This window comes from Acinetobacter sp. 1207_04 (assembly GCF_052850415.1).
The window spans coordinates 61837-87244 of sequence record NZ_VXCQ01000011.1 but is presented as its reverse complement, the minus strand read 5'-3'; the positions used below and the strand labels follow the sequence as shown (position 1 = coordinate 87244).

Below are 25408 nucleotides of genomic sequence, written 5' to 3'. Positions count from 1 at the left end.
TTCTGTTGATCAAATCACAAACGTAAATCGTCACAATAAATATTTTAGTGCACTGAACTCAATCATGGTTTCATATAAGATATTGATGATTAATAATTAAGTTCAAGTATTTCGCATAAGTTGTATTATCTTGATTTTAGGGAACGTTAAAGCGTTTTTCTTTTAGCTTTCAATGCTAATTTTATTCACATTGATAATATATACACTAAGCTAAAAAACTCATTATGGAATGATTTACTTTATTAATGAATGAAATTTAGAAAAATCTATATTTTTTACAAAATAAAAAATGACAATACTTAAAATCAACCAACAAATCATTATAAAAATATTAAATTCATCAATAATAAATAGCTTACTAAAATTACTCACCTCAATTGTTAACAATAAAAAAATTTAAAAAACTTTCTATATTCAACGATTGACCACCCTAAAGAATATATCAAACCCCAGGGATAGATATCCTCATACCCACTCCCCCTATTTAATGAAACCCACTCGCTTCGGTGGGTTTTTACTGTGATTTAAATTTATGGATGTATTCTTTTTTATAACCCTGCAAAACAATATTTTCTATTTCATTCATCGCTTCACGTAAACGGTTATCACTGACTTGAATAAGTCCAGCTGTGACATTAGTGTCATCATCTTTTTTATGATCTAGAAGTCTCTTAATTGTATAGTGACCATAATCCAAGCTTTCAGCTATCGAGCCAAAAGTTCTACGCAAGTCTTGAAAAGTGAATTGAATTTCACATAGCTCATTAATTTTTGATCGAACTTTAGAGATATTAACGATATGTCCTGATTTTGATTTTGCAGAAGGAAAAACCCAGATACTTTGAATATATTTCCTTCTTATTTTCATCAGTTCAAATAAAAAATCACCCATTGGCAATCTATTTGGTTCACCATTTTTAGGATCAATTGATGTAATAAACCCATACTTTAAATCAATATCTTCCCAAGATAAAGATTCACACGCTTCCCTGCGTAAACCTGTAAGTATTATTGTTAGTAAAAAAATCACGATTGGTCTCAAAATGCTGTCCTCGATCCTCATACTGAAAAATTGCACGCACCCTATCTGGTAGCTGCTCCTCGTTAATATGAGATTTTCTTCTTTTAATCTTATTCCATGCTTTTCTTGCACTTAGTGTTTTAACTGGATTGTAAGCAGACAGAAGTGGCTTATCGTTATAATCAAGATAATGTTCTAAAGAGAAATTATAGACTGCTCTAAATACACGCATCGCTAAGTTTGCTTGTGCTTTTGAATTTTTAGAAAGCTCAAAGTGCTTATCTTGAATCATGCGTCTTGACACATCATCTAGTTTCATCGATTTCCAATCACTTAGATATTTTTCAATCACAATTGTATAGTCACTAATAGTTCTTGATTTTAAATCTCGTATCGATAAATAGTTGTCAAAAGCTTCTTTCATTGTTGGCTTAAGTTTTTCAATAGCTAATCGATCATCTTCATCTGAAACTTTCTTTTTCTTTTCATCATTAGGGTTAATACCCTGTGACATCTGCAAAAGTTTTTCACGAGCCAATTCTCGTGCTTGAGCTAACGTTATATTTCCGTGTAGACCCAAAGTAGACCGAACAGATTTACCTAAGACCTTTTTTTCCACTATGTATGTCTTATAACTACTATTTACACGCACAGCAAAACCGATTAATTCACTATCTCTATAAATCGCAGGAACTAATGCTAATTGATCAATAAATGACTTAGTTAGCTTTACTCTTTGTACTGACATATATAGAATCGCAATCATTCGCAGTATTTAACAATATATCACGCTATTTTCTACAGTCTACTATGCGTCTACTTTAAAAAATACTTGATCATTTTGAAAAACATGTTTAATATTGCGCTTGTTCCAAGTTATTGATTTAAAATCAATAAATTTGATGCAGGGCCTATAGCTCAGTTGGTTAGAGCAGCGGACTCATAATCCGTTGGTCCACAGTTCAAGTCTGTGTGGGCCCACCAAATAAAACAACCACTTAGGTGCATTAATCCTAAGTGGTTTTTTAATATTTGAATTCCATGTAAGCCTTATGTAAGCATTCAATAAAGTGAAAGTCAAAATGCTAATGCTTAAACGAATTAAATTGAAATTTCTTTGCATATTTAAGTTTAAGAACTTTTAAAGATTGTTCAAAATCCCCTTCTGCTTCTAAATATTTTTCTTTTACCTTGGGTAATGGTTTAGAGCGGGGGTTTATTTTCAGTGGACGTTTCTTATTTTTCCAAAAGTAGTCGTCTGCATCGATTAAAAAACCCGCAATGTGCGGGATTTTTTATTTATCTTTATCCATGGAGTGTGGAGATGTTGCTTTATCTTGCTGACTAGTATCTGTATCCCGCTTTTGACAAGCAGTTAGACCAAATAATAAGACCAAGCTAAGTATTGTAAAATATTTCATAGCTTCCATCCGTTAAGGTTAGAACTAAAAGTTATCAAATATTTTCTGCGGCAATGTTGTATTTGTGAAAACTATAACTTTTTTAAATAAGGCAATTAGCCATCCGCATTAATCATCTAAAACCACAAATACAATCTTTATCACAATTTTTTCAAGCTGATCTTCAGTTGAATCATGGTATTAGCACTTGCTATTAATTCACCATACCACAACTCCATATTATTTTTAAGAATATATCAAATGAAAACATATACATTAATTTAGGTGCAAAACGCCCTATTGAAGGTTTATAAAATCATAATTGACTATTTCTTGCTTCAACTAATAAATCACTAAAATAGTTTTCTGTAAATGAAGGCACATATCTTGTTGTAACTGGCTTACCCTCTATAATTTTCTTCGCCCAACATCCAATATCTTCTATATGGCTTTCTGACCAATTATTTTTAATTGCCCACTGAGTTATCTCTTCAACAATCAAAACTTCATTATGTTGATGTAACCATTTTAAAAGGTACTTGATAAATGATTCATCAGCTGGATGTCCAATAATAACTGAAGTATTCATTCGAAAATTTATTCTTTTTAGGACTACTTTAATTAAAGGTGTCATCTTATAGTTCTCATTATTTTACTAGAACTGCACTTTCTCACAAATTCAATATTTTTTCAAAGAAAAGTTAAATTTTTAAATTAACTTATTATTTTCAATTTCTTAAATTAAACAATATGTTATTTTAATATAATAAAAAGCCCATCTTTCGATGAGCTCTAAAATTTACAGCAATTCGATTAAGAGAAATCTAGCCCTTTCTCAAAGCCTCTTAACTCATGACGAGCCATTGCTAAATTCGACTTTGAACGATCTAAAACTACGTATAGAAATAAATTATCATTTGTTTCTAATGGACGAATAATGTGGTACTGCTTACCCAATGTTATTAAAACATCTTCAATTTGATCTTGTAAATTTAATACCTTAACAGTTTTACGTTTAGCACGAATAACTTCCGTATTTCCTGCTGCTGCAAGCTCTAAATCAATACCATTCCCTATTGCTGCTAATGATAAACCACTATCACTATCTACAAGTGCAGCCGCAATAAAACCATCAATATCGTTTAAAGACTCTAGACTAATTCTAGCCATTGTATATTCCCCGCAAAAAATTTCATGAAATATAAAATTATACTTTTATATACATTTCAATTTTACCATGTAGGGGCTTAAATTACATGAATAATCCACTATCATAATAAATAAAGCCTCGCTTTAAGGGCTTCTTTTTGTGTGAAATTTATACTTTTGGAAAAACATGTCACTTCTTATCGTATTAAATATCGTTTTATCCACAACTTGTTATACAGCAATTCTCCGTGAACCAACACACTAGCCTACAATCGTACAAGAATAATCGCTGTTGTATTATTTACTTTTTTCCATTTCATAAGTACCTTGTATAAAGTTTAAGCATTAAAAAGCCCACCTATTTCTAAGTGGGCTCAACCAAATCATTTGCGCTGATTCAGGTTGCGTTATGCGGCTCGCATTATATATACTTCGATTAAAGATGTATATAAAATATATCTTATAAATACTGCATAAATAAATACCGCCTTTGGGCGATTTTAGATATGTTTTCTTTCTAAGCCCCCTAATTTAATACCACGAAAATCTTTAAAGTTTTTTCCATGTCATGTTGCTCATAGTATTACTGCTTTTAGCTTTACCTTGAACTTTAAGCTGATCTCCTGATACGCTTAAGCGAGCATCAATATTGTAGACCTGACCATCCTGTGTATTAATCCAAACACCTTTATGAAAGCGCTGTTTATCACTATCAGCAACAAGTCCTCTTAACGTCTCCATTCCAAAAATGGGTTGATCCTTCAGAGCACCTTGGCATTTAACACATGTTTCAGAAATTGATTTACCTAACAACGGATAATTCTTAGTGACAACAGCACTATACTGCTCTGTTTTCGAATCTTTACGAACTACAATATCTGAAATATAAGATCCAGTCCTGTCATCTATAACCTTCCATGTACCAATTAATGGATCAAAAGGCATGGCATTTAATGGATTGGTAAGTCCCAATAATAGTGCAATCGCACTCAAAAATTTAAAATTCATATAAAAATAATTTACAGTTAAGTTAAAAAGAAGCACAAATGTGCATAAAACGTGAAGGATTATAACAATAATTTTTTATAATGATAAAAATTGATTAAAATTAAATATATACCTAATATTTTTCTTCTAAAATCTAACCTAGTAACTGTAGTGGATATTTTTTGTCATCTAAATGTTAATACACCTTTATCTATCATTTCAGATAGTTAAGATGCTATTTCCAATATTTAAACCTAAAGACTTTTTAATATGAAATATTTTATTGGCGCTTCAATGATTGCATTAGCATTGGCTGGTTGTAATTCATCTCCTACACAAATAGCTATGCCTGTAGAAAATGTGCCAAGCATTCCAATTGAAACTCAGGTGATTAACTTTGTTGGTCCAATGGATCTAACTATTCAACTAAAATCTTCTGATAATTTTGAAACAGCTATAATGACTGATAACTCAGATCGAGTTATTCATTTAAAAGCTGCAGTATCTGCAAGTGGAGTTCGTTTAGCAAACAATGACGGTGTATCTATACATTTTAAGAATGGTGAAGGTATTGTTGAGTTTGTAAAAGATAAACCTATAAATATTACTGAATATAAGAAATAAGCATTTTACACATTTTAAAAACCCACCACGTGTGGGTTTTTCTTTTATCTACAGATAGTTATAACTCACTTACAGATGATATTAAAACCAACCATAAAAATATTATTTAGAAAAATAGTGCAATCGACAAACAATAGTTAAATTATTCTTAAATAAAATATTATATTTCCGTTCTAAACATCTAAAATCATTAAAAAATATGATCAAAATTTACATCTAAAAAGCAGATATACCTTCAAAAACATGGTAAAAATATTTGTCGTACAAAAAATGACCAATACAGTTTATGAAATATTATTTACGTCTTAAAGAACAAGGGGATAAACATTTTACTACTCCACAACATTAGTAGATTGTCTTAGCCATTAAAGCTTCCCCTTTTTTTTATAATCTAAAAGGGCACGATATGAACTATTTAATAAGTTACGACCACTCAGAAAATTATGATACTGAGGATATTACCAATGCAATTCTTTCTATCTCTAATGGTTGTGTAAAGTTATTAAAATCTACATGGATAATTAAACATAAAGGTAAAGCCTCTGACATTAGAAACTGCCTCAAACCTCACATTGGAATCGGGGTTAAGTTGGTGGTTGTTAAACTACACCGAGAAGCTGCATGGAGCATGTCACTTGATCACGAATGTAGAATTTGGTTAGAGGTCTACTTTTAGGGGCATGTTATGAAAAATAAAATTAAATTCTATTTGATATTTATTTTAGCAATTCCAGGTTGTCAAAAAAAATCTGATCCTGTTGATCTATCCGATACCCAAAAGATACAACTTAAATCAAGTCAAGATATTGAGGAAGTTGATATCCAAATCAATAAATATTTAGATCAATTAGACAATCCTAAAACCCAATTACATATTAAAAAACAAATTTTATGCATTGATTATCCGAATTTGTATATACAAAAATATGTACCAACCCTACTAGAAGCAGCACCCAATGACTTCACTTCTGAGAAGTTATTGCGAGATTTAGACTTAGCCCTAGATTACTACACGGATAAATTACATATTCATTGTGAAATGGATTAATTTTTAATGCTCTGTCGCATAATTGGTAATCGAGTTGATAAGAATTATTGTAAGTACTAAAACTGCTTTGATCAAATCTTATGAGAGTAAGGCTTCGTCTATATATTTTTGACTTTGATTTAGCACAACAAACTCCATTTAACCCATCCTTGTGATGGGTTTTTTATTATCTACATGACCATTCACTAAATACTCTGCTAAATTTACATAGTTAACCTATTAATTATTTATTTAGTAAATAGCAAATTACACCTACTGCCATATGTGAAAAATGGCTTAAATAAAAATCACGTTTCATACTCCCCACGACCAATATCATGCCAACACCCAATGTACCTTTTCATTCGATAATTAGTAAAAAAAACAATACAATAAAAGTCCAGAATACTTAGATGGGATTGTCCCTTACACCAGTTCACATTTAGATGGTGCTGTGTCTGAAACCGTGATAAAGGTGGGCAATTAACACATGAAACACCTGAAGTAATTTTAGAATTACGCCGTATATTAAGAGCGCATTTTCAGAAATAAAAATTACCTATTTTGAGACTTACATTTTCAACGATCTGTCGCTGATATTTAATGATCTAAAAAAGTGAATATATATTTATTTAGGTTTTTTATTGCTTATAAATCATGGTACATACAATCACAAAGTTCTGACAATATCGATATTGTTTTTTTAAAATATTCATCGCAAAATGCACACCTTAAATTATTATACATTTGTATAGGCTAAAAATGAAAAAGATGTTGGGTGAACTCACCTTTAAACTTGCAGGATGGACGTATCGAGTTGAACCCAATGTTCTCGAAAAAAAACAAGTTATTATTGGATTTGAGCACACTTCCATGATGGATGCGGTTTTATCGTTGGCTATTTTCCAAATTTTTGATTTGAAAATTCATATTTTGATTAAAAAAGAATTATTCAAAGGTCCTATGAAGCCAATTTTAAATAAACTTGGTGGTATTCCAGTTGATCGTAAATCCAATAAAGATATTGTTTCCCAGATGGTTGAGCTTTTTGAAGCCAATGATAAATTCAACTTAGTTATTGCTCCTGAAGCAACACGTGCTGAACGCGGGCAACCTCGTAAACCTATTCGTACAGGTTTTTGGCATATTGCAAAAGCTGCGGGTGTACCTATTGTGCTGATGTATGCTAATTCGAAGACTAAACAAGGCGGAATCTTTGGAAAAATATATCCTTCCGATTTAGATCAAGACCTTGCTGAAATAAAACGCCTATATAAAGAACATACAGGTCTAGATATTGTCATTCCTGAAGAAAAAAATCATTAATCTGACGCATTTCCAAAAAATAAGCACTTTCTCTGAAAAAAGTGCTTATGGTAGAATTGCATCAATTTGATATGGCATAAAGCCAATCTACAAGGAGCATATTTCGCATGGCGGGTCATTCCAAGTGGGCAAACACAAAGCATCGTAAAGCAAAACAAGATGCGAGCCGCGCAAAAGTATTTACAAAATTTATTCGTGAAATTGTAACCGCTGCTCGCTTAGGCGGTGGTGATGTCGCATCGAATCCACGTTTACGTGCAGTTGTCGAAAAAGCATTAGTTGCAAACATGACACGTGACACCATCAACCGTGCAACTGCACGTGGTGTTGGCGGCGAAGAAAATGCTGATTTAAAAGAAGTCACCTACGAAGGTTATGGTGTCGGCGGTGTTGCTGTCATCATTGAAACCATGACGGATAACCTGAACCGTACAGTTCCTGACGTTCGTCACTGTTTCTCTAAAACAGATGGTAACTTAGGTACTGCAGGTTCTGTTGCGTATATGTTTACTAAACGTGGTGAAATTACTTTTGAAGATGTGTCTTTAGAAGATAAAATCATGGACGTAGCTTTAGAAGCGGGTGCAGAAGATATTGAAGTGAGTGAGGATGAAATCTTAGTCATCACTACCCCTGAATCGTTTGGTGATGTGCAAGATGCTTTAGCCGCTGCAGGTTTGAAATCTGATAATGCTGAAGTAACCATGAACCCTTCAACAAAAGCGTTGATTTCTGATGTTGATCAAGCGAAGAAAATCATAAAAATGATTGATATGTTTGAAGATCTTGATGATGTGCAAAATGTTTATACTAACGTTGAGTTCACAGAAGAAGTCATGGCGGAATTAGACGATTAAGTCGAATTGAAGCAAAAGAAACGCACTAAAAGGTGCGTTTCTTAATTAATATCATTGTTAAATTAGATATTTCAAAAAGCATATCAACGTTGACTTAAACTCGACTCAGCAAGCGACTACAATCGAAAACATGATTATATTCTTTAATGACAAAGCTTGAATGCAGTGCCACGACATGCTCAATTTTCCCAATTCTTTTGAGTAAAATTTCACTATAATTTTCCATATCTTTCGCCACAACTTCCACTAAGAAATCAGCCGTTTGCCCTGTCACTAAAAATGCATTGATCACTTCTGGAATGTTTTCTAGTTCCTCCAAAAATTTAGCAAAAGTATCTGTATCATGTTTACTCAAGGAAACTTGTAAAATGATATGTAGTTTAAAACCTAATTTTTCATAGTTGATATCACGTTTTAAATGTGTCATCAACTTTGTTTCAATCAAGTTTTTAATACGACGATGCACTGAACTGACTGAGAGATTAATACGTTCAGACAATTCATTAAGGTTGATGTCTTCATGAGTCAGAATCTCAAGAATCTGTTTATCATAACGATCAAGTTCCATCACCTACTCCCGTGCAAAGATAAATCATTGAAAATATTTACTTCAATTTAACATTAAAAATTATTTATTTCCCACAATAAAATTATTTATTATTTTTAATTCCCTACTTTTAGAAAAATTAAGAAAAATAATATATAAAAACTTAAACGCCACGCCAATCGACCATTGCATTGCGTTCTGTAGCATAAATACGTTGCACATACTGACCTAGTGGTAAATTCAGTAGTTGTTTTTTATAATCGACAAACGCATCAGATTGATCTTCATAGTGCTCATTTTCCCACGGCGTGCCTACGAGCTCAAGTAATGGTGCAAGCATTGAACAGACTGCAATATCGGCAAGTCCTAAGCGGCTTCCAACCATATAACGACAACCATTTTCAATGAGCCTTACATTTAAATCATCAATGATTTTATCAAGTGCTTCTTTCGATTCTGCAACCGTCACTTCATCAAGTTGATAATTTTTTGCCACTAGACTTTTCAACAAAGGTTTGGAAAATTTTTCAAAATGGCGCAAATACCCTTTTTCACCAATCATAATTTCAATCGGTTCATCACTAATTGCCAAAGTCACTGCTAACCCCCAACGACGGACATGTGTACCCAAGTCATTACAAATAAGATCAATCCCTAAAATTTTATCTCTTAATTTAGTGTCTGTACTCAGTAATCGATGTTCAGGATAGGTATCATCTAAATACAATGCTATTTGTGTCGAATTTGCAATCCAACGCTCGCCATCTTTCAAAATGGGTAAATTATTTTGCCCTGTTTTGAGTTGAGCAAATGCACGATGTACGCCAGGCATCATATTTTGGGCAATAAAGTCCAACTCCTTATGATCTAGCAACCAACGCGCTTTTTCACAAAAGTGTGATAAAGGAAATTGGTATAAAGTTCTCATAAATACTCCACATTTATTTTTCTATTTCGGCTTTATAAAAACCTACGATTTCAGTTGGATACTTTAGTGAGTGTATTTAAGAATTACAATGTGCTTTTTATCCAAATATTTAATAAATCTCATCAATCAAATTAGCTTAATTTATACATTTTTATGTCTAAAATATCTGAAATGTAGATAAGTCTATCTGAATTGGTTTTTTCACCCCCAAAGCACACCCCATAAACTAATCCTAATCAATCACTTAGCATATTCATTAAAATGAAAAATATAGCAAAATTTGTTTTTAAATTATATTTTTATAAGTTATTCACAATCCATTGCTTAATCTTTCCACTTTTCAAGGTTAGCTTTTAAACATCAAATATAGGTGTTTTTATGTCTCAGTTAATCTTTGAAAATATTCATATTATTGAAAATGATCTCGATGCAATTCAAGCAGCTTATCAAGTCGCAGATTTTGCATTGGAAGGACGTAATGAGCGTGATCAGCAACGACTGCTACCGTTTGCTGAAGTCGATGCCTTTAGTGAAAAGGGATTAGGCGGTATACGTATTCCTAAAAAATTTGGTGGTGCATTTGTTTCAAATAAAACTCTCGCACAAGTTTTCCGCATCATCAATAAAGCAGATTCCAGCCTCGGACAGATTCCTCAAAATCAAATTGCTTTACTTAACATAATTGACATTATGGGTACAGATGAACAAAAACATTTTGTTTTTAATGAAATTTTAAAAGGTAAACGTTTAGCCAACGGTGGTCCTGAACGCCATACTAAAGATACAAAAACGCTCAACACAACATTAATTGAAAAAAATGGTGGTTTATTTGTCAATGGAGAAAAATTTTACTCAACGGGTAGTTCTTTCGCACATTGGCTCGCAATTAAAGCCATTCACCCTGATGGTCATGTTGTTCTTACAATTATTGATCGACAAGCTGACGGTGTAGAGGTCATCGATAACTGGAATGGTTTTGGTCAACGAACAACGTCTAGTGGTACAGTCAAACTCACACAAGTAAAAGTCAACCCTCTTCTTATTTTTGATGAGCGTAAACTTTCCAATCAAACGAATTATCGTGGTGCATTCTCACAGCTCATTCAAGTTGCAATTGATGTAGGAATTGCGGAAGCTGCTCTTGAAGATACACTTTCAGCAGTCAAAAAAGCTCGCCCAATTGTCGATGCACAAGTCGAAAAAGCCAGTTTTGAGCATTACACATTACAAGAAGTTGGCAAGTCAGTTGTCTTATTAGATGCTGCAATATTATTGCTTGATGAAGCTGCTGAATATTTAGATGAACTTGATGCTCTAGATACTGTTTCCAATGAACAAGCAGCGAAAGCCTCTATTTTAGTCGCTGAAGCCAAAGTCTATGCCAATGATGCTGCCTTACACATCTCAGAAAAATTGTTTGAACTTGGTGGTAGTCGTTCAAGTCTCAGTATCCATAATTTAGATCAACATTGGCGTAATGCCCGTGTTCATACCTTACATGATCCTGTCCGTTGGAAATTACATGCCTTGGGTGATTATTACCTCAATCATACTCTGCCTGCTCGACATGCTTGGATTTAAGGAGAAGCCACATGACCTCATTTCAAAATATTGTTTCATTTCAACCCAAGCTAGTGTCACATGCACATATCATTCAATCTGATGTGGAAGCTTTAGAAATTGCACAGCATTTGGCAGAACAATTTAAAACCCATGCTGTACAACGTGATGCTGAACGAATTTTACCTTTTGATGAAATTGAAGCCTATAGTCAATCTGGACTATGGGCAATTACAGTACCTACAGAGTTTGGTGGAGCAGATGTTTCAAGTTATACCCTCGCGCAAATCATTGCACTCATGAGCGGTGTAGATGGTTCGATTGGACAAATTCCACAAAATCATTTTTATGCCCTTGAGGTTTTGCGTAATACAGGTACGTTCGAACAAAAAAAGAAACTGTATGCCGAAGTTTTACAAGGTGCACGTTTTGGTAATGCCTTAGCTGAATTTAAAACTAAAAATTCAGCCCAAAAACAAACCTCAATTAAACAAATGGCACAAGACTTCGAAATCAATGGTGAAAAATTTTATTGCACAGGAAGCTTATTTGCACAGCGGATTCCAACCTTGGTAAAAGATGAAAATCAACGTGAATTCTTGGCGTTTGTCCCCCGTAACAGTCAAGGACTTGAGCTGATTGATGATTGGTCGGGATTTGGACAAAGAACTACTGGTAGTGGCACTGTAAAATTCAATCAAGTGCCAGTACTTGCTGAAGACATCATTCCGTTTGATAACGCATTTACTAAACCTACACTCGTTGGACCAATTGCGCAAATTATGCATGCAGCCATTGAAACAGGTATTGCACGTGCGGCATTTGAAGAAACGCTTGTACGTGTTCGCCAAGCTCGTCCATGGATCGATTCAGGTGTGGCAACTGCAATAGAAGACCCATTAACACGATATGAATTGGGTCGCATTATTGCCGATGTTCGTGCAAGTGAGGTTTTACTCAAACAAGCAGCTCGTTCAATTGATGCTGCCCGTCCACATCCAACGATTGAAAATATTGCCAAAGCCTCTTTAGATGTCGCCAAAGCACGTGCACATAGCACTGAAACAGCATTAAAAACATCATCTAAACTGATTGAGCTCGCAGGTAGTCGTGGTAGTCAACGTGAGGATGGGCTTGACCGTTTTTGGCGTAATGCCCGTGTTCATACACTACATGATGCCTCACGCTGGAAATATTACTTTATTGCCAATCATGTGTTAAACGGCATTTCTCCCCCACGCAGAGGGACATTGTAATGACAAATATTACTAACAGATCTAAATCTAAAAAAATCTTGTTAAATGCATTTGATATGAATTCTGTCGGTCACATAAATCATGGACTTTGGACACATCCTCGTGATCAATCAAATCGTTTTAATGAGTTAAGTTATTGGACTGAACTAGCAGAAACTTTAGAAAAGGGTTTATTTGATGGCCTATTTATTGCTGATATCACAGGCGTTTATGATGTTTATCAACATAATATTGATTTAACCTTAAAAGAATCGATTCAATTGCCAAGTCATGACCCAAGTACACTTGTTTCAGCGATGGCAGCAGTCACTCAGCATCTTGGTTTTGGAATTACAGTCAATTTAAGCTATGAATCTCCTTACCAATTTGCACGGCGTTTTGCCAGTCTTGATCATCTCACTCAAGGTCGTATTGGGTGGAATATCGTTACAGGATATCTCGATAGTGCTGAACGGCTGATTGGACATAAAGGGCTGAAAGATCATGATTTACGCTATGAACAAGCCGAAGAATTTTTAGAACTTTGCTACAAATTTTGGGAAGGTTCTTGGGAAAATGATGCAATTCAAAAGGATAAGATCAATCGCATTTTTACAGACCCAAATAAAGTTCATGAGATTCAACATCAAGGTAAGTTTTATCAAAGTCAGGGCGTTTTTCAAGTTTCACCATCGAAACAAAGAACACCTGTTCTTTATCAGGCAGGCGCATCAGCTAAAGGCTTATCTTTTGCAACGCAACACGCTGAAGCTATGTTTATTGGTGCAGATAGTCCTGAAAAACTAAAAACACAAGTGGACAAAATTCGAACGCAAACCCAACAGCAAGGTCGAAATCCTGACGAAATTAAACTCTTTGTCGGGATTACTGTAGTAACGGCTGAAACTGATGAATTGGCGCAGGAAAAGCTCACTGAGTATATTCACTATGCAAGTCCTGAAGCTGGTCTTGCCCATTTTTCAAGCTCTGTCGGTATTGATCTTTCTCAGTTTGCAGCAAATGAAGCGATTCCCTATAAACCAACCAATAGTATTGCCTCAGTAAACAAGAAATTTAAAGAACAACAAACCACCATTAATGATTTAAAAGCCCAACATATTTTGGGCGGTCGTTATCCCCTCATTGTCGGTAGCGGTGCAACTGTCGCTGAAAAATTGATTCAGTTTTTGGATGAAACGGGTGTCGATGGTTTCAATCTTACGCGAACCGTTGCACCTGAATCGCATCAAGATTTTATTCGCTTGGTCATTCCTGAATTACAGCAACGTGGACGTTATAAAACAGCGTATGAAGATGGAAGTTTGCGTCATAAGCTGTTTCAGCAAGGTGATTATTTATCAGAAACACACCCAGTTCAGCAGTTCCGATGTAAAAGCACGTCAAAGAATAAAGATTCTGTGCAACATCATCTAAACACGCAACAAAAGCATACTGCGTAAAGCAATCCACATTTTTAAAACATTTTCGATGATGACGATGACATTAATGGTAATCACATTATCGACTTAAAATTATAGAGGTAAATCATGGGACAAGCTTCAAAATCTAAACTTTCGCTCATTGGCGTAGTCATTGCCACATTAATCATAGGGCTTTTGGTATGGAGTTATAATAAAAAAACGACAACTAATGAACTCGTGATTGGTATCAGTCCATCTTTTGCTAAACCGTTACAAGTGGCTGCAGATGAAGCCAAAAATCAAGGTATTAATGTCAAATTGGTGGAATTTTCCGATTGGAACACACCCAATATTACCCTCAATCACGGTGATATTGATGCCAATTTCTTTCAACATCAACCCTTTCTTGATAATGCAAAAAAAGAAACAGATTTTAAAATCAAAGGCTTTGCAGTCGGTGCGGCAACGCATGTTGGTTTATATTCCAAAAAATATAATAGCTTTGATGCTCTACCTCAAAATGCCACAGTGGTCATTCCCAATGATCCTGTCAATCAGGGACGTGCATTACAGTTATTACAACAAGCCAAACTGATTACGCTGAAACAACCTGATAATTTTTTAGCAAGTTTGAATGATATTGCAACAAATCCCAAAAACTTGAAATTTACAGAAGTTGAAGGTCCTCAAACAGCACGTGCTATTGATGATGTCGATCTCGCATTCGGTTATCCACATTATTTACGCATGGCGAAAACCGCTGATCCTGAAAAAGCCTTACTTTTTGATTCCAATACAGATAAACGCTTTGCCATTTTATTTGCAGTGCGTGATGACTATGTTGACAAAGACGATAAGCTCAAAAAATTCGTTGAGATTTATCAAAACTCACTAAAAGTAAAACAGGCATTAGATGCAGATTTTGGTCCTACACTTTGGTTCCCTGGTTGGAAGTAACTTCCCAGAATATCATCCATAGCATAAGGAAAGAATTATGGTTAGTTTTGGTTCACAGGTCGACTTCACAGTCCCACACATTAAAATTCGAAATTTAGATAAATATTATGATATTCAAAACACCCAAATACATGCACTTAAAAATATCAACTTAGATATTCCGCAGGGTAAAATTTTCGGTATTATTGGTAAAAGTGGTGCGGGAAAATCATCTTTAATACGCACATTAAATGGACTTGAATCAATCAGTAAAGGGCAAATTTTAATCCACCAGCAAGATTTAGCTCAATTAGAACACGCCGAACTCATTCAACTTCGACAAAAAATAGGCATGATTTTTCAACATTTCAATCTTATGTCTGCAAAAACAGTATATGAAAATGTTGCATTGCCATTAAAAATTGCAGGTTATTCAAAATCTGAAATTGAGCCTCGTGTAAAAGAAGTGCTTAATCTTGTTGGGCTGAGTGAAAAAATAGAAAATTATCCTTCACAACTCTCTGGTGGACAAAAACAACGTGTGGGTATTGCGCGCGCACTCGTTCATCATCCTGAAATTTTACTTTGTGATGAAGCGACATCGGCACTTGATCCTGAAAGTACTGCCGTCGTGCTCTCACTTTTAAAAGAAATCAATCAGAAATTAGGTATCACCATTGTTTTAATTACCCATGAAATGCAAGTCATTCGAGAGATTTGTGATCAGGTAGTTGTAATTGAACAAGGTGAAATTGTAGAAGCTGGACAAGTGTGGTCGGTATTTTCTGAACCACAACAAGCCATTACCCAAGAATTACTGAGCTTTGAACAATTAGATCTTCCTGTGGTATTACACAAAGATATTACACCAGAGCGTACTCAAACCATTTTAAAACTAAGATATTCCACAACACTTTTAGAGTGTCCTGATTTTAAAATTATTTTTGAACAATTTAATGTGCCTGTACATTTATATCGAAGTCATATCGATACCATTCAAGGACATTTTATTGGTTCGCTCATCATTGCAGTATCAAATACAACACTCAATCTCTTTGCATTAAAAAAAGTATTAGCTCCAGCAATAACAGATTTAGAGGTACTCGGTTATGTCTAATCAACTCATTGATTTATTAATTAGCGGTACAACTGATACCGTCTTAATGGTGGGTATTTCGGCATTTTTTGCATTTTTAATGGGCTTGCCTTTGGCAGTCATTTTAGTCAATACAAGCCAACACGGCATTTACCCATCAAAAGGGATAAATAAAGTTTTAGGCAGTGTGGTCAATATTACACGTTCTGTTCCCTTTTTAATTTTAATGGTTGCCTTAATTCCATTCACGCGATGGATTGTTGGTACAAGTTATGGCGTATGGGCTGCTGTCGTTCCACTAACGCTCGCAGCAACTCCCTTTTTTGCACGAATTGCAGAAGTAAGTTTAAGAGAAGTTGATCGTGGTCTAATTGAAGCTGCTCAAGCAATGGGTTGTAATCGTAAGCAAATTATATGGCATGTATTATTGCCTGAAGCTTTACCTGGTATTGTGGCTGGCTTTACTGTCACAATCGTCACTATGATTAACTCTTCTGCTATTGCAGGTGCAATTGGTGCAGGTGGTTTAGGTGACATTGCCTACAGGTATGGCTATCAACGCTTTGATATGCAGATCATGCTTGCCGTTATTGTCGTATTGGTAATTCTAGTCATTTGTGTTCAAGCGATTGGTGATACCTTATCTCAACAATTAGATAAACGTAAAATTTAAACATAAAATATTGATCTTTAAATGGTCTTGTCTTTGATTTTTTCGAATCAACAAGACCTCTTTTTATTCATCCAACGCTTTACTTAACTATTAAAAAAAGATCAAACAAAGTCACTTGTATTTCTTTCATTATTCACACTATATTAAAGTATTGATTAGTCATTTAAATCTCTCCTATGAGCTACAAACATAATAACCTCTTGGCAATGCGCCAAAATTGGTGGAATGATCAACACTCCAACATTGTTCATATTGAAAAACAATTTCTTCAACATGTACTAACCGAGCAAGGCATCTATAGTCCTGCAACGCTTGAAGATGCACACTATCTGTTTTTTAGCCTGCCAAGTATTATCATTGTCAAAGGCTATGCTTCAGGATTTCAACATCCTGCTGTGACAGAACTGATGACGCAATATATTCAGCTAAATAAAACTCAGTTAATGAAGCGTGAAACAATTAAAATTCAATATCATATGTAATTTTTTTTGTAATTACTTATTGGCTAAAATCCTGACTAAAATGAACTATTTTTTATATGTAGTAGCATTGTCATATTCAAAAAATGCCGTATGATGAGGCGGATTGTAAAGCATCATGTCTATCTCATTAAACTAGTTTAATACATTCAGAACAGGTAAGATTCACTATAATTTACCTGTGCGCATCTCTCAAAGGATTTCATCTTCATGTCAGATCAGAACGATAAGCTTAAAGAGTTAAAGACCTCCTCTATGGATCGTCGCTTATCTATTGCCAAAGCATCATTACTCGCGGGAAGCCGTTGGGCTGCTTCTAGTGCAGGTTCTATTTTCTCAAGTGAAGAAGAAAAAGAGAGAAAGCGTAAAAAAGTTATGAAGGAACAAGCCGAATATTTGGTATCAGAAATCGGTAAACTCAAAGGCTCGATCGTGAAAATCGGGCAAATGATGGCACTATATGGCGAACATTTTTTACCTGAAGAAATCACTCAAGCACTTAATACACTGAATAATCAAACGATTGCATTAGCATGGCCTGCTATTCATGAACAATTGAAAGCTCAATTAGGTTCAAAATTAAACGATTTGACTATCGATCACGAACCGATTGGTACAGCATCACTCGCACAAGTACACCGCGCAACACGTAATTCTGATGGTTTAGAAATTGTCCTTAAAGTTCAATATCCGGGTGTGGCAGATGCCATTGACTCAGATATGAGTTTATTTAAAAACATGCTGAAACTGACACGCATGGTGCCACAAACACGTGAATTTGATCAATGGTTCGATGAAGTCCGTGAAATGATGCATCGTGAAGTCAACTATCAGGTCGAAGCAGCAACCACGCAACGCTTTGCTGATCGCCTTAAAGATGATGCGCGTTACGTCGTGCCACACATCATTGATAAATATTGCACTAATCAAATTTTGTGTATGACCTTTGAACGTGGCGTACCCATTAATAGTCCCGTTATGCTCTCTTTACCTCAAGAACGCCGTAACTTATTGGGTGAAGCCTCACTTGAAATTGCCGTTCGTGAACTATTTGAATGGGGTGAAATGCAAACCGATCCAAACTTTGGTAACTATTTGGTTCGTTTAGGTAATGGTGCAGATATTCAAGATAAAATTATTTTGCTTGATTTTGGTGCCATTCGTCAGTTTGATACACAATTACTTTCTGTTGCGCGCAACCTGATTAAAGCGGGCTATCATCATAATGCTGAAGATATGGTCAGTTCAATGTCAGGTTATGAATTCTTTGACAATATGCCTCAAAGCATAAAACCTGATATGGCAAAAGTATTTTTACTTGCTACTGAAGCTTTTAGTACACCATTGAATAATCCTGATTTACCTACAGGTGTAATGGATGAACATCATCGTTATGATTGGAAAAAAAGCCAACTACATAGCCGTGTGATGCAACGTGCATCTAAATCAATGACATCACGTTATTTCAGCATTCCACCGAAAGAATTTATGTTTATTAGTCGTAAATTTATTGGTGCATATACTTTTATGACCGTCATTGAAGCCAAGACCAATGTCCGTAAAATGGTTACACCATTTGTCCAAGCTAAAAAATAAAATTCATTCATATTGTTTAGACCGAAATGACAATCTTTATTTTTTGTCATTTTGGTCAATTTAACTTAATTTAGCACTTTACAAGTAAATAAATAAATAATAAAAATTAGATATTTAAATCAATAAAACACACACCTACTACCATTTATCTTAGGTCAACTCCCATGTCAAATGCGACATAGTTTTTTATATTTTTGCGTGGCACGATACTGAACATACCAATACAAGAACAGGCACTACGGAATGACCAACATGGTAAATAAAGCTCAGGGGTTGGGCTTAAATATATTGACTAAAATTGCAGGTAGCGATCTACTTGATCAACTTAAATTGCGTAAATTTGTCGAAAAATCACTGTATCAAGGCTCAAAAGCAGGTTTTAAAACACTATCAGCAACACAAAAAGCATTTAAATCGGATGCTAAAGTCACAAAACAGCGCCTTCCTAATCAACAAAAAGGTTTATTTGATCTCAGTCTGACAGAAGAACAGCAAATGACTGTGGATGCCATGCAACAGTTTGCATCTGAAGTTTTATATCCTTTAGCACACAATGCCGATCACAATGAGTCATTCCCACAAGAACTATGGCAACATAGTATTGATTTAGGACTGAACTTTTATGCTCTGCCTGAAGCACTTGGTGGTGTTGCAACTGAAAAAAACATTCTTAGCAATATTCTAATCGCTGAAACCTTAGCCACAGGTGATTTCACATTAACAGCAGGTTTACTTTCAACTTTTAGTGCAATTAACGCCATTACCCAATGGGGTTCTGTACAAGTGCAGTCGACTTATCTGCCTGCTTTTGCTAATGACCCAGAACTTAAAGCAAGTTTTGCCATTCAAGAGGCGACACCTGCATTTAATCCCTACAAACTTCAAACTAGAGCGACCGCAAGCAACGGTGCTTATACCATTACAGGTGAAAAAACTTTAGTCATTTTAGGTGAAACAGCCGATCTTTTTATTGTCAGTGCTGAATTAAATGGTCAAGCTGATGTCTTTATTGTTCAACGCCATGACAGCATTACTGTACGTAAATCTTCGGCAATGGGTTTAAAAGCAGCGGAAACCGTCACTTTAAAATTTGACAATACTCCTGCTGTACGTTTGGGTGATGATGATTTTAATTACACTGCTTTTTTAGATTTAGGTAATTTAATGTGGTGTGCACTTGCAATTGGCACCTGTGAAACCGTGAAAACCTATTGCGTCAAATATGCCAATGAACGTACAGCCTTTGGTGAGCCTATTTCTCATCGTCAAAGTGTGGCATTTATGATTGCCGATATGGCAATTGAAATTGATGCGATGCGTATGCTCGTTCTCAATGCAGCAAGCCTTGCTGAAGCAGGTCAACCTTTCCACCGTGAAGCGTATCTAGCACGCTTACTGTGCGCTGAAAAATCAATGAAAATTGGTACAGATGGTGTACAACTTCTAGGCGGTCATGGTTTTACCAAAGAACACCCTGTCGAGCGTTGGTATCGCGACTTACGTGCAACAGCGATTATACAATCAGCATTACATGCCTAATCCATAAGAATAATAGAAATACGAAAGGAATAATCACATGAATTTACAGAATCCTAAAAAATTTCAAATGCTTTTGGATCAAGCACATGAAACAGCACTGAATGTTTTACGTCCAATTTCACGAAAATATGATAAAGCTGAGCATGCCTACCCCAAAGAACTCGATATGCTCGCTTCACTACTTGATGGTATGAATGATGGTGGTGATGGCATGAATGCTGGCGCAGCAGTCAATAAACGTGGTGATACCGATTCAAGTAATAAAAATGGCGTGAATATGTCAACTGCACTTGGTGTCATTGAAATGTGTTATGGCGATACAGGCTTACTTCTTTCAATGCCACGTCAAGGTTTAGGGAATTCTGCTATTGCAGCCGTTGCTAATGATGAACAACTTGAACGCTTTAAAGGTACTTGGGCGGCAATGGCAATTACTGAGCCAGGTTGTGGTTCTGACTCTGCTGCAATTCGTACCACAGCCACCAAAGATGGCGATGATTATATTTTAAATGGTGAAAAAATATTTGTGACTTCAGGTGAACGTGCCGATTCAGTCGTGGTTTGGGCAACACTCGATAAAAAGCTTGGACGTGCCGCAATCAAATCCTTTGTTGTTAAAAAAGGTACACCGGGTATGAAGGTTGAACGCCTAGAGCACAAGCTTGGCATTAAAGCATCAGATACTGCCGTAATTAGTTTCATTGATTGCCGTGTTGCAGGTGTAAATTTACTCGGCAATGCTGAAATTGATGTAGCAAAAGGCTTTGCAGGGGTTATGGAAACCTTTGACAATACTCGCCCTTTAGTTGCAGCCATGGCTGTCGGTTGTGCAAAAGCATCTCTTGAACGCATTAAGGAAATTTTTAAAGACCAAATAGATGCCAATTACGCAACGCCATATTTACAGTCAAGCAATATCGCCGCACAAATTTACCGTATGGAAGCAGAATGGGAAGCATCTCGCCTACTCACTATGCGCGCAACGTGGATGGCAGACAATCGCAAACCAAACTCAAAAGAAGCATCCATTGCCAAAGCCAAAGCAGGTCGAATCTGTAATGAAATCACACTGAAATGTGTAGAACTTGCAGCCAGTGTAGGCTACAACGAAGATGAATTATTGGAAAAATGGGCACGTGACTCGAAAATTCTTGATATTTTTGAAGGCACTCAGCAGATTCAGCAATTGATCATTGCCCGCCGTGAGCTAGGTAAATCATCAAGTGAACTGAAATAATATAAATTATTGAATGAATTAAAGCGCTAGATTTCACCTTAATCGATGGATTTTTGTTATAAAAGTCCATCTTTTTTTATTTTCATATTTCACATGTATACATTACGCCCTATTCAAGCAACCGATAATGTCGCATTAGCCCAGATTATTCGTCAAGTATCAGCCGAATTTGGACTTGCTGCTGAATCAGGCTTTGCTGTTGCTGACCCAATCCTTGATAATCTGTATGCCGTTTATACTCAGTCCAACGCTATGTATTGGATTGTTGAAAATCAACACGGCGAAATTTTGGGTGGTGGTGGTCTATCACCGCTCACGGGTGCGACTGATATTTTAGAAATTCAGAAGATGTATTTTCTTTCCGAAGTCCGTGGTTTAGGTTTTGCTAAGAGAATTTTACAATTGGGCTTCGATTTCGCCCAACAACACGGCTTCAATGCATGCTATTTGGAAACGACAAAAGACTTATGGCAAGCTGTAAAACTTTATGAAAAATTAGGCTTCAAACACCTATCTCAGCCCATGGGTCACACTGGTCATAGCCATGCTTGTGAAATTTGGATGAAAAAAGAACTTAATCACTAATTATCAAATATATTCCTATTACTACATTACATTTACCCTTTTCAGCCACTTAAAAACCATCAAAGTAAGTAAGCTGAAAAGGAACGCGTAACACAATAAAATAATGATCAGCATGACATGATAAAAATTAAAAAATTATCTTTGTCGAATATATGAATATATTAGCCAAACTATTACAAACCAAGCGACTGACTGAAATTATTGACATTGGTACCAATCCGATTGATGGTGATCCACTTAAAAATTGATATTCAAGGTGCTGAACTTTTGATTTTTAAATCAGGACTGGAAAAACTTAAAAAAGCAGTGGTCATTCAAACTAAAATATCCTTCATGACCTTATATAAAGATCAACTAGCATGGGGTGAAATTGAGTTACGAGCGCAAGGTTTTGTTCCATATTGTTTTACTGCCGTTAAACAATGACCTATTTCACCCTTTAGCTATCTCGATCAACCCAATCGTGCCGTAAATCAATTGCTCGAAGCCGATTTAGTCTATGTTCGAGATTTTACCCACCCCGAACTGATGGATGATGAGCAACTCAAACATCTCGCCCTTATTGCTCATCATTGTTATCAATCTTTGACCTAACTTTATGTTGCTTCATGATTCTCGAACAACAAGGTACGGTAGCTGAATATACTCAATAAAATTATATTAATTTTCCCAATCAGAAAATTTAATCATAGAAAATGCACCTAAAAATCTGATAAAAACACATCAACAATAAAGGGAAACTGATAATGAATCAGCTTCCCTTTTAGCTAAAATTTCTCTATTTCAAATCAATCTTTATTTAAAAGACGATCAATCACACCAAATTTTTTAAATAATGCTGCACGGCGTTTTGGATAGATATTAGCTTGATTTAAATCACCTTTATAATGATCGAATACACGTTTATCCATCATTTTGAACCACACTGATGGAATCAATGCAGGCAACAACATACTCGCATAACCACTTGGCAGTTCAGGTGCTTCATCAAAATGACGCAGTGCTTGAAATGGACGAGTCGGATAAGCATGATGATCGGAATGACGTTGTAATTGATACAAAAATAGATTGGTCACAATATTGTTATTGTTCCAACTATGCTCAGGCATGGTACGTTCATATTTACCATTTTCATTTTTCTGACGTAACAAACCATAATGTTCAATATAATTAATGACTTCAAACAAACCTATACTATAAATTGCTTGTGTGAGTTGATAAGGTAAAATTTTACCTCCAAAAGCTTTCAGCATAGCACCGTGAAATCCTGCAGCCATGCCCCAACCCTGCAACAATTCATTGTCTTTTGACCAAAAAGATAAGCCTTTACGTTTTAAACGTTGTTTTTCAATTTCAATTGCTGACTTAAAAGAACCAATTACCGTACGAGGGAAAAATTCATAAAATGTTTCTCCCATTTTAGACGATGCAGGATCTTCTGGCGTTGCTGCACGTTTATGATGTCCGTAAGGATGCTCAATGCGGAAATGGTTATATCCCGAAGGCACCAAAGCCAAATGTGACAATAGATGATCAATACGCTCAGATTTATGACTTAGCTCATGTGCGGTATTTATTGCGATACCATTGATTGCTCCCATCGAAATACCCAATAATATTTTATCAAGTAAAGAGGTACTCTCACGACTTGCTAACCAACAAGCATAGACATTGGCAACATATTGCAAAGGAATAAAGGTTTTCACCAAACGTGCATAATAAGGATCTTGCTCTAACAGCTTAATATCTTCATTCGATGGATTATTATTGTCTTTGCCGACTAGCGTATCAATTGCAGGTATAATGATATGTAAAACAATTGGTCCACCCAAAGCAAAAACTTTTTTCAATGGCCGTGGTGCAAATTGGTATCCTGCTAAAATTCCAATCCCAATGACAGGTAAAGATGGACTAATTGCCCATAAATAACGTTTTTTATCTAGCGCAAATCCTGACTTAACCACGATTTCACTGACTTGCTGCTCAGGTATTTTCACGGGTGCGTTCATATGTGCTTCTTTCCTTGATTTTTTCTTATCTCTATATTTAACGATAACGTATAATCAAAACAGTTCTAAGCGTCCATAAAAGCTATGTAGAAGTCCTTGTCACTTTCTGCATGGCAAATGACCTTATCGAACATGTAAAATGATAAAAATATGTTTAACTACATATAGAAGATGTAATTTTAAATAGTAAGCTTGACCAAAATGATACGAAACCCATGGATGCACTAAGTAAAATTTTTGAGGATATTCATTTAAATCATTCTGAATATCTATATTTGCAAGCCACAGGACATTGGGCATTTCATAGTCCTGCACAGCCTGTACTCATGGCGCACATTGTGTTGTTTGGTGAAGCTCATCTACAATTTAACAATGGTACGCATGTCAGCCTAAATACTGGGGATATGTTTCTCATTCCCGCAGGTTTAGCACATCAAGTTCGCCACCAAAAAGACAGTTTTTTGATTGAAACTCTCAATATTGCTCCATTATTTGATGGTTTAAAACAAGAAGCCATTGAATTTGGTGAAGGCCCATCAAACAACAAAACGCTTATTTTATCTGTGCGTTGTCAGCTCAATGCCATTATGGCAAAACCGCTCGTCAATGCTTTACCCCCTTTTATTCATATTCAAAATGCACTCAGTGATCAAGCTCCTGAATGGCTACGTATTGGTTTATATTTTGTCGCATCCGATACACAACGCACACTTGCAGGTAAAAATAAAATCATGGATCATCTGCTGAGTATTATGATGATTGAATGCGTTCGTGATTATATTGGGCAACTCAACCATGAAAACAATTGGCTCAGTGCACTCGTTCATCCTGAACTTGCCAATGCACTCGCTGCCATTCATGGACAACCAGAACACTCATGGACTGTTGAGAGTTTGGCAGAACAATGCTGTATGTCACGTTCCAAATTTGCAGGGCTGTTTCATCAAATTGTGGGAGAAACACCACTTGCCTATTTACAACAACATCGCTTGCGCCTCGCAAGCCAGCACTTAATCAAAGGGCAACTTTCAATTCAACAAATTGCACATACAATTGGCTACTCTTCTGAAACAGCATTTAGCCAAGCCTTTAAAAAGCAGTTTGAATTAACTCCAAGCCAATATAGACAAAATGCACAAATATCCATGCGCTAAATAAAACCACTCTAAAATGTAC

26 protein-coding genes and 1 tRNA gene are annotated in these 25408 nt (G+C 35.6%); 18 read left to right on the top strand and 9 right to left on the bottom strand.

Features of this window, described 5'->3' with window-relative positions; all coding sequences use genetic code 11:
- Window positions 1–514: 514 nt before the first annotated feature.
- Together FW754_RS11365 and FW754_RS11360 are read right to left on the bottom strand one after the other, a co-directional pair.
- Entirely contained in the window at window positions 515–1030 is a 516-nt protein-coding gene (locus tag FW754_RS11365; protein ID WP_446324694.1) for a tyrosine-type recombinase/integrase, read from the bottom strand.
- Window positions 978–1769: an Arm DNA-binding domain-containing protein gene (locus FW754_RS11360; protein WP_446324693.1), complete on the bottom strand. Its 792-nt coding sequence runs from the start codon at window positions 1767–1769 to the stop codon at window positions 978–980. The genes FW754_RS11365 and FW754_RS11360 overlap by 53 nt, the downstream gene beginning before the upstream one ends.
- 159 nt (window positions 1770–1928) lie before the next feature.
- On the opposite strand from FW754_RS11360, the gene FW754_RS11355 reads away from it, so the two are divergent.
- Window positions 1929–2005, top strand: a tRNA-Ile gene (locus FW754_RS11355).
- 311 nt (window positions 2006–2316) lie between these two features.
- Here FW754_RS11355 and FW754_RS11350 read toward each other — a convergent pair.
- The 4 genes from FW754_RS11350 to FW754_RS11335 all read right to left on the bottom strand — a co-directional run bounded on the left by FW754_RS11350 (window position 2317) and on the right by FW754_RS11335 (window position 4578).
- A complete protein-coding gene (locus tag FW754_RS11350; RefSeq protein ID WP_409510449.1) occupies window positions 2317–2442 on the bottom strand; it encodes a hypothetical protein in 126 nt (41 codons plus the stop codon).
- Between the two features lie 295 nt (window positions 2443–2737).
- Window positions 2738–3055: a DUF1889 family protein gene (locus FW754_RS11345; protein WP_409510450.1), complete on the bottom strand. Its 318-nt coding sequence runs from the start codon at window positions 3053–3055 to the stop codon at window positions 2738–2740.
- A gap of 179 nt (window positions 3056–3234) precedes the next feature.
- Window positions 3235–3591, bottom strand: a complete 357-nt coding sequence (locus FW754_RS11340) for a roadblock/LC7 domain-containing protein (protein ID WP_409510451.1) — start codon at window positions 3589–3591, stop codon at window positions 3235–3237.
- Between the two features lie 528 nt (window positions 3592–4119).
- Window positions 4120–4578, bottom strand: coding sequence for a DUF2147 domain-containing protein (locus FW754_RS11335; RefSeq protein WP_446324692.1), 459 nt, complete (start codon window positions 4576–4578; stop codon window positions 4120–4122).
- Between the two features lie 249 nt (window positions 4579–4827).
- Here FW754_RS11335 and FW754_RS11330 point away from each other — a divergent pair, with 249 nt between their 5' ends.
- From FW754_RS11330 to FW754_RS11315, 4 genes are all read left to right on the top strand, one after another.
- Window positions 4828–5181 (top strand): hypothetical protein, encoded by a 354-nt coding sequence (locus FW754_RS11330; protein WP_409510453.1) that lies wholly within the window; start codon window positions 4828–4830, stop codon window positions 5179–5181.
- A gap of 685 nt (window positions 5182–5866) precedes the next feature.
- The gene (locus tag FW754_RS11325; RefSeq protein WP_409510454.1) at window positions 5867–6229 is read left to right on the top strand and encodes a hypothetical protein; all 363 of its coding nucleotides are present in this window, start codon (window positions 5867–5869) and stop codon (window positions 6227–6229) included.
- 741 nt (window positions 6230–6970) lie between these two features.
- A complete protein-coding gene (locus FW754_RS11320; RefSeq protein WP_409510455.1) occupies window positions 6971–7534 on the top strand; it encodes a 1-acyl-sn-glycerol-3-phosphate acyltransferase in 564 nt (187 codons plus the stop codon).
- A gap of 107 nt (window positions 7535–7641) precedes the next feature.
- Complete coding sequence (locus FW754_RS11315) at window positions 7642–8391, top strand: YebC/PmpR family DNA-binding transcriptional regulator (protein ID WP_409510456.1); 750 nt, start codon at window positions 7642–7644, stop codon at window positions 8389–8391.
- A gap of 94 nt (window positions 8392–8485) precedes the next feature.
- On the opposite strand, the gene FW754_RS11310 is transcribed toward FW754_RS11315, so the two are convergent.
- Complete coding sequence (locus FW754_RS11310; protein WP_419346768.1) at window positions 8486–8959, bottom strand: Lrp/AsnC family transcriptional regulator; 474 nt, start codon at window positions 8957–8959, stop codon at window positions 8486–8488.
- Window positions 8960–9101: 142 nt separating this feature from the next.
- Window positions 9102–9866, bottom strand: coding sequence for a glutathione S-transferase family protein (locus FW754_RS11305; protein ID WP_446324691.1), 765 nt, complete (start codon window positions 9864–9866; stop codon window positions 9102–9104).
- Between the two features lie 378 nt (window positions 9867–10244).
- Here FW754_RS11305 and FW754_RS11300 point away from each other — a divergent pair, with 378 nt between their 5' ends.
- From FW754_RS11300 to FW754_RS11245, 12 genes are all read left to right on the top strand, one after another.
- Window positions 10245–11447, top strand: coding sequence for an SfnB family sulfur acquisition oxidoreductase (locus FW754_RS11300; RefSeq protein ID WP_446324690.1), 1203 nt, complete (start codon window positions 10245–10247; stop codon window positions 11445–11447).
- Window positions 11448–11458: 11 nt separating this feature from the next.
- The gene (locus FW754_RS11295; protein WP_419346762.1) at window positions 11459–12682 is read left to right on the top strand and encodes an SfnB family sulfur acquisition oxidoreductase; all 1224 of its coding nucleotides are present in this window, start codon (window positions 11459–11461) and stop codon (window positions 12680–12682) included.
- Window positions 12682–14121, top strand: a complete 1440-nt coding sequence (locus tag FW754_RS11290; protein WP_446324689.1) for an LLM class flavin-dependent oxidoreductase — start codon at window positions 12682–12684, stop codon at window positions 14119–14121. Before FW754_RS11295 ends, FW754_RS11290 begins: the two co-directional genes overlap by 1 nt.
- A gap of 87 nt (window positions 14122–14208) precedes the next feature.
- A complete protein-coding gene (locus tag FW754_RS11285) occupies window positions 14209–15039 on the top strand; it encodes a MetQ/NlpA family ABC transporter substrate-binding protein (protein WP_446324688.1) in 831 nt (276 codons plus the stop codon).
- Between the two features lie 37 nt (window positions 15040–15076).
- Window positions 15077–16135 (top strand): methionine ABC transporter ATP-binding protein, encoded by a 1059-nt coding sequence (locus tag FW754_RS11280; RefSeq protein WP_446324687.1) that lies wholly within the window; start codon window positions 15077–15079, stop codon window positions 16133–16135.
- Window positions 16128–16787 carry a methionine ABC transporter permease gene (locus FW754_RS11275; protein ID WP_446324686.1) on the top strand — a complete coding sequence of 220 codons (660 nt, stop codon included), beginning with the start codon at window positions 16128–16130 and terminating at the stop codon, window positions 16785–16787. The genes FW754_RS11280 and FW754_RS11275 overlap by 8 nt, the downstream gene beginning before the upstream one ends.
- A gap of 176 nt (window positions 16788–16963) precedes the next feature.
- A complete protein-coding gene (locus tag FW754_RS11270) occupies window positions 16964–17269 on the top strand; it encodes a hypothetical protein (protein WP_409510464.1) in 306 nt (101 codons plus the stop codon).
- Between the two features lie 207 nt (window positions 17270–17476).
- Complete coding sequence (locus FW754_RS11265; protein ID WP_409510465.1) at window positions 17477–18862, top strand: ABC1 kinase family protein; 1386 nt, start codon at window positions 17477–17479, stop codon at window positions 18860–18862.
- A 243-nt stretch (window positions 18863–19105) separates the two neighbouring features.
- Window positions 19106–20401 carry an acyl-CoA dehydrogenase family protein gene (locus FW754_RS11260; RefSeq protein ID WP_446324685.1) on the top strand — a complete coding sequence of 432 codons (1296 nt, stop codon included), beginning with the start codon at window positions 19106–19108 and terminating at the stop codon, window positions 20399–20401.
- A gap of 37 nt (window positions 20402–20438) precedes the next feature.
- Window positions 20439–21638, top strand: a complete 1200-nt coding sequence (locus FW754_RS11255) for an acyl-CoA dehydrogenase family protein (protein WP_409510467.1) — start codon at window positions 20439–20441, stop codon at window positions 21636–21638.
- Between the two features lie 93 nt (window positions 21639–21731).
- Complete coding sequence (locus FW754_RS11250) at window positions 21732–22223, top strand: GNAT family N-acetyltransferase (RefSeq protein WP_446324684.1); 492 nt, start codon at window positions 21732–21734, stop codon at window positions 22221–22223.
- A gap of 225 nt (window positions 22224–22448) precedes the next feature.
- Window positions 22449–22649: a hypothetical protein gene (locus tag FW754_RS11245; protein ID WP_446324683.1), complete on the top strand. Its 201-nt coding sequence runs from the start codon at window positions 22449–22451 to the stop codon at window positions 22647–22649.
- A 362-nt stretch (window positions 22650–23011) separates the two neighbouring features.
- On the opposite strand, the gene FW754_RS11240 is transcribed toward FW754_RS11245, so the two are convergent.
- On the bottom strand, window positions 23012–24232 hold the full coding sequence (locus FW754_RS11240; protein WP_446324682.1) for an alkane 1-monooxygenase: 1221 nt from the start codon (window positions 24230–24232) through the stop codon (window positions 23012–23014).
- Window positions 24233–24447: 215 nt separating this feature from the next.
- On the opposite strand from FW754_RS11240, the gene FW754_RS11235 reads away from it, so the two are divergent.
- Window positions 24448–25386: an AraC family transcriptional regulator gene (locus FW754_RS11235; protein ID WP_409510471.1), complete on the top strand. Its 939-nt coding sequence runs from the start codon at window positions 24448–24450 to the stop codon at window positions 25384–25386.
- The last annotated feature ends 22 nt before the right edge of the window (window positions 25387–25408 follow it).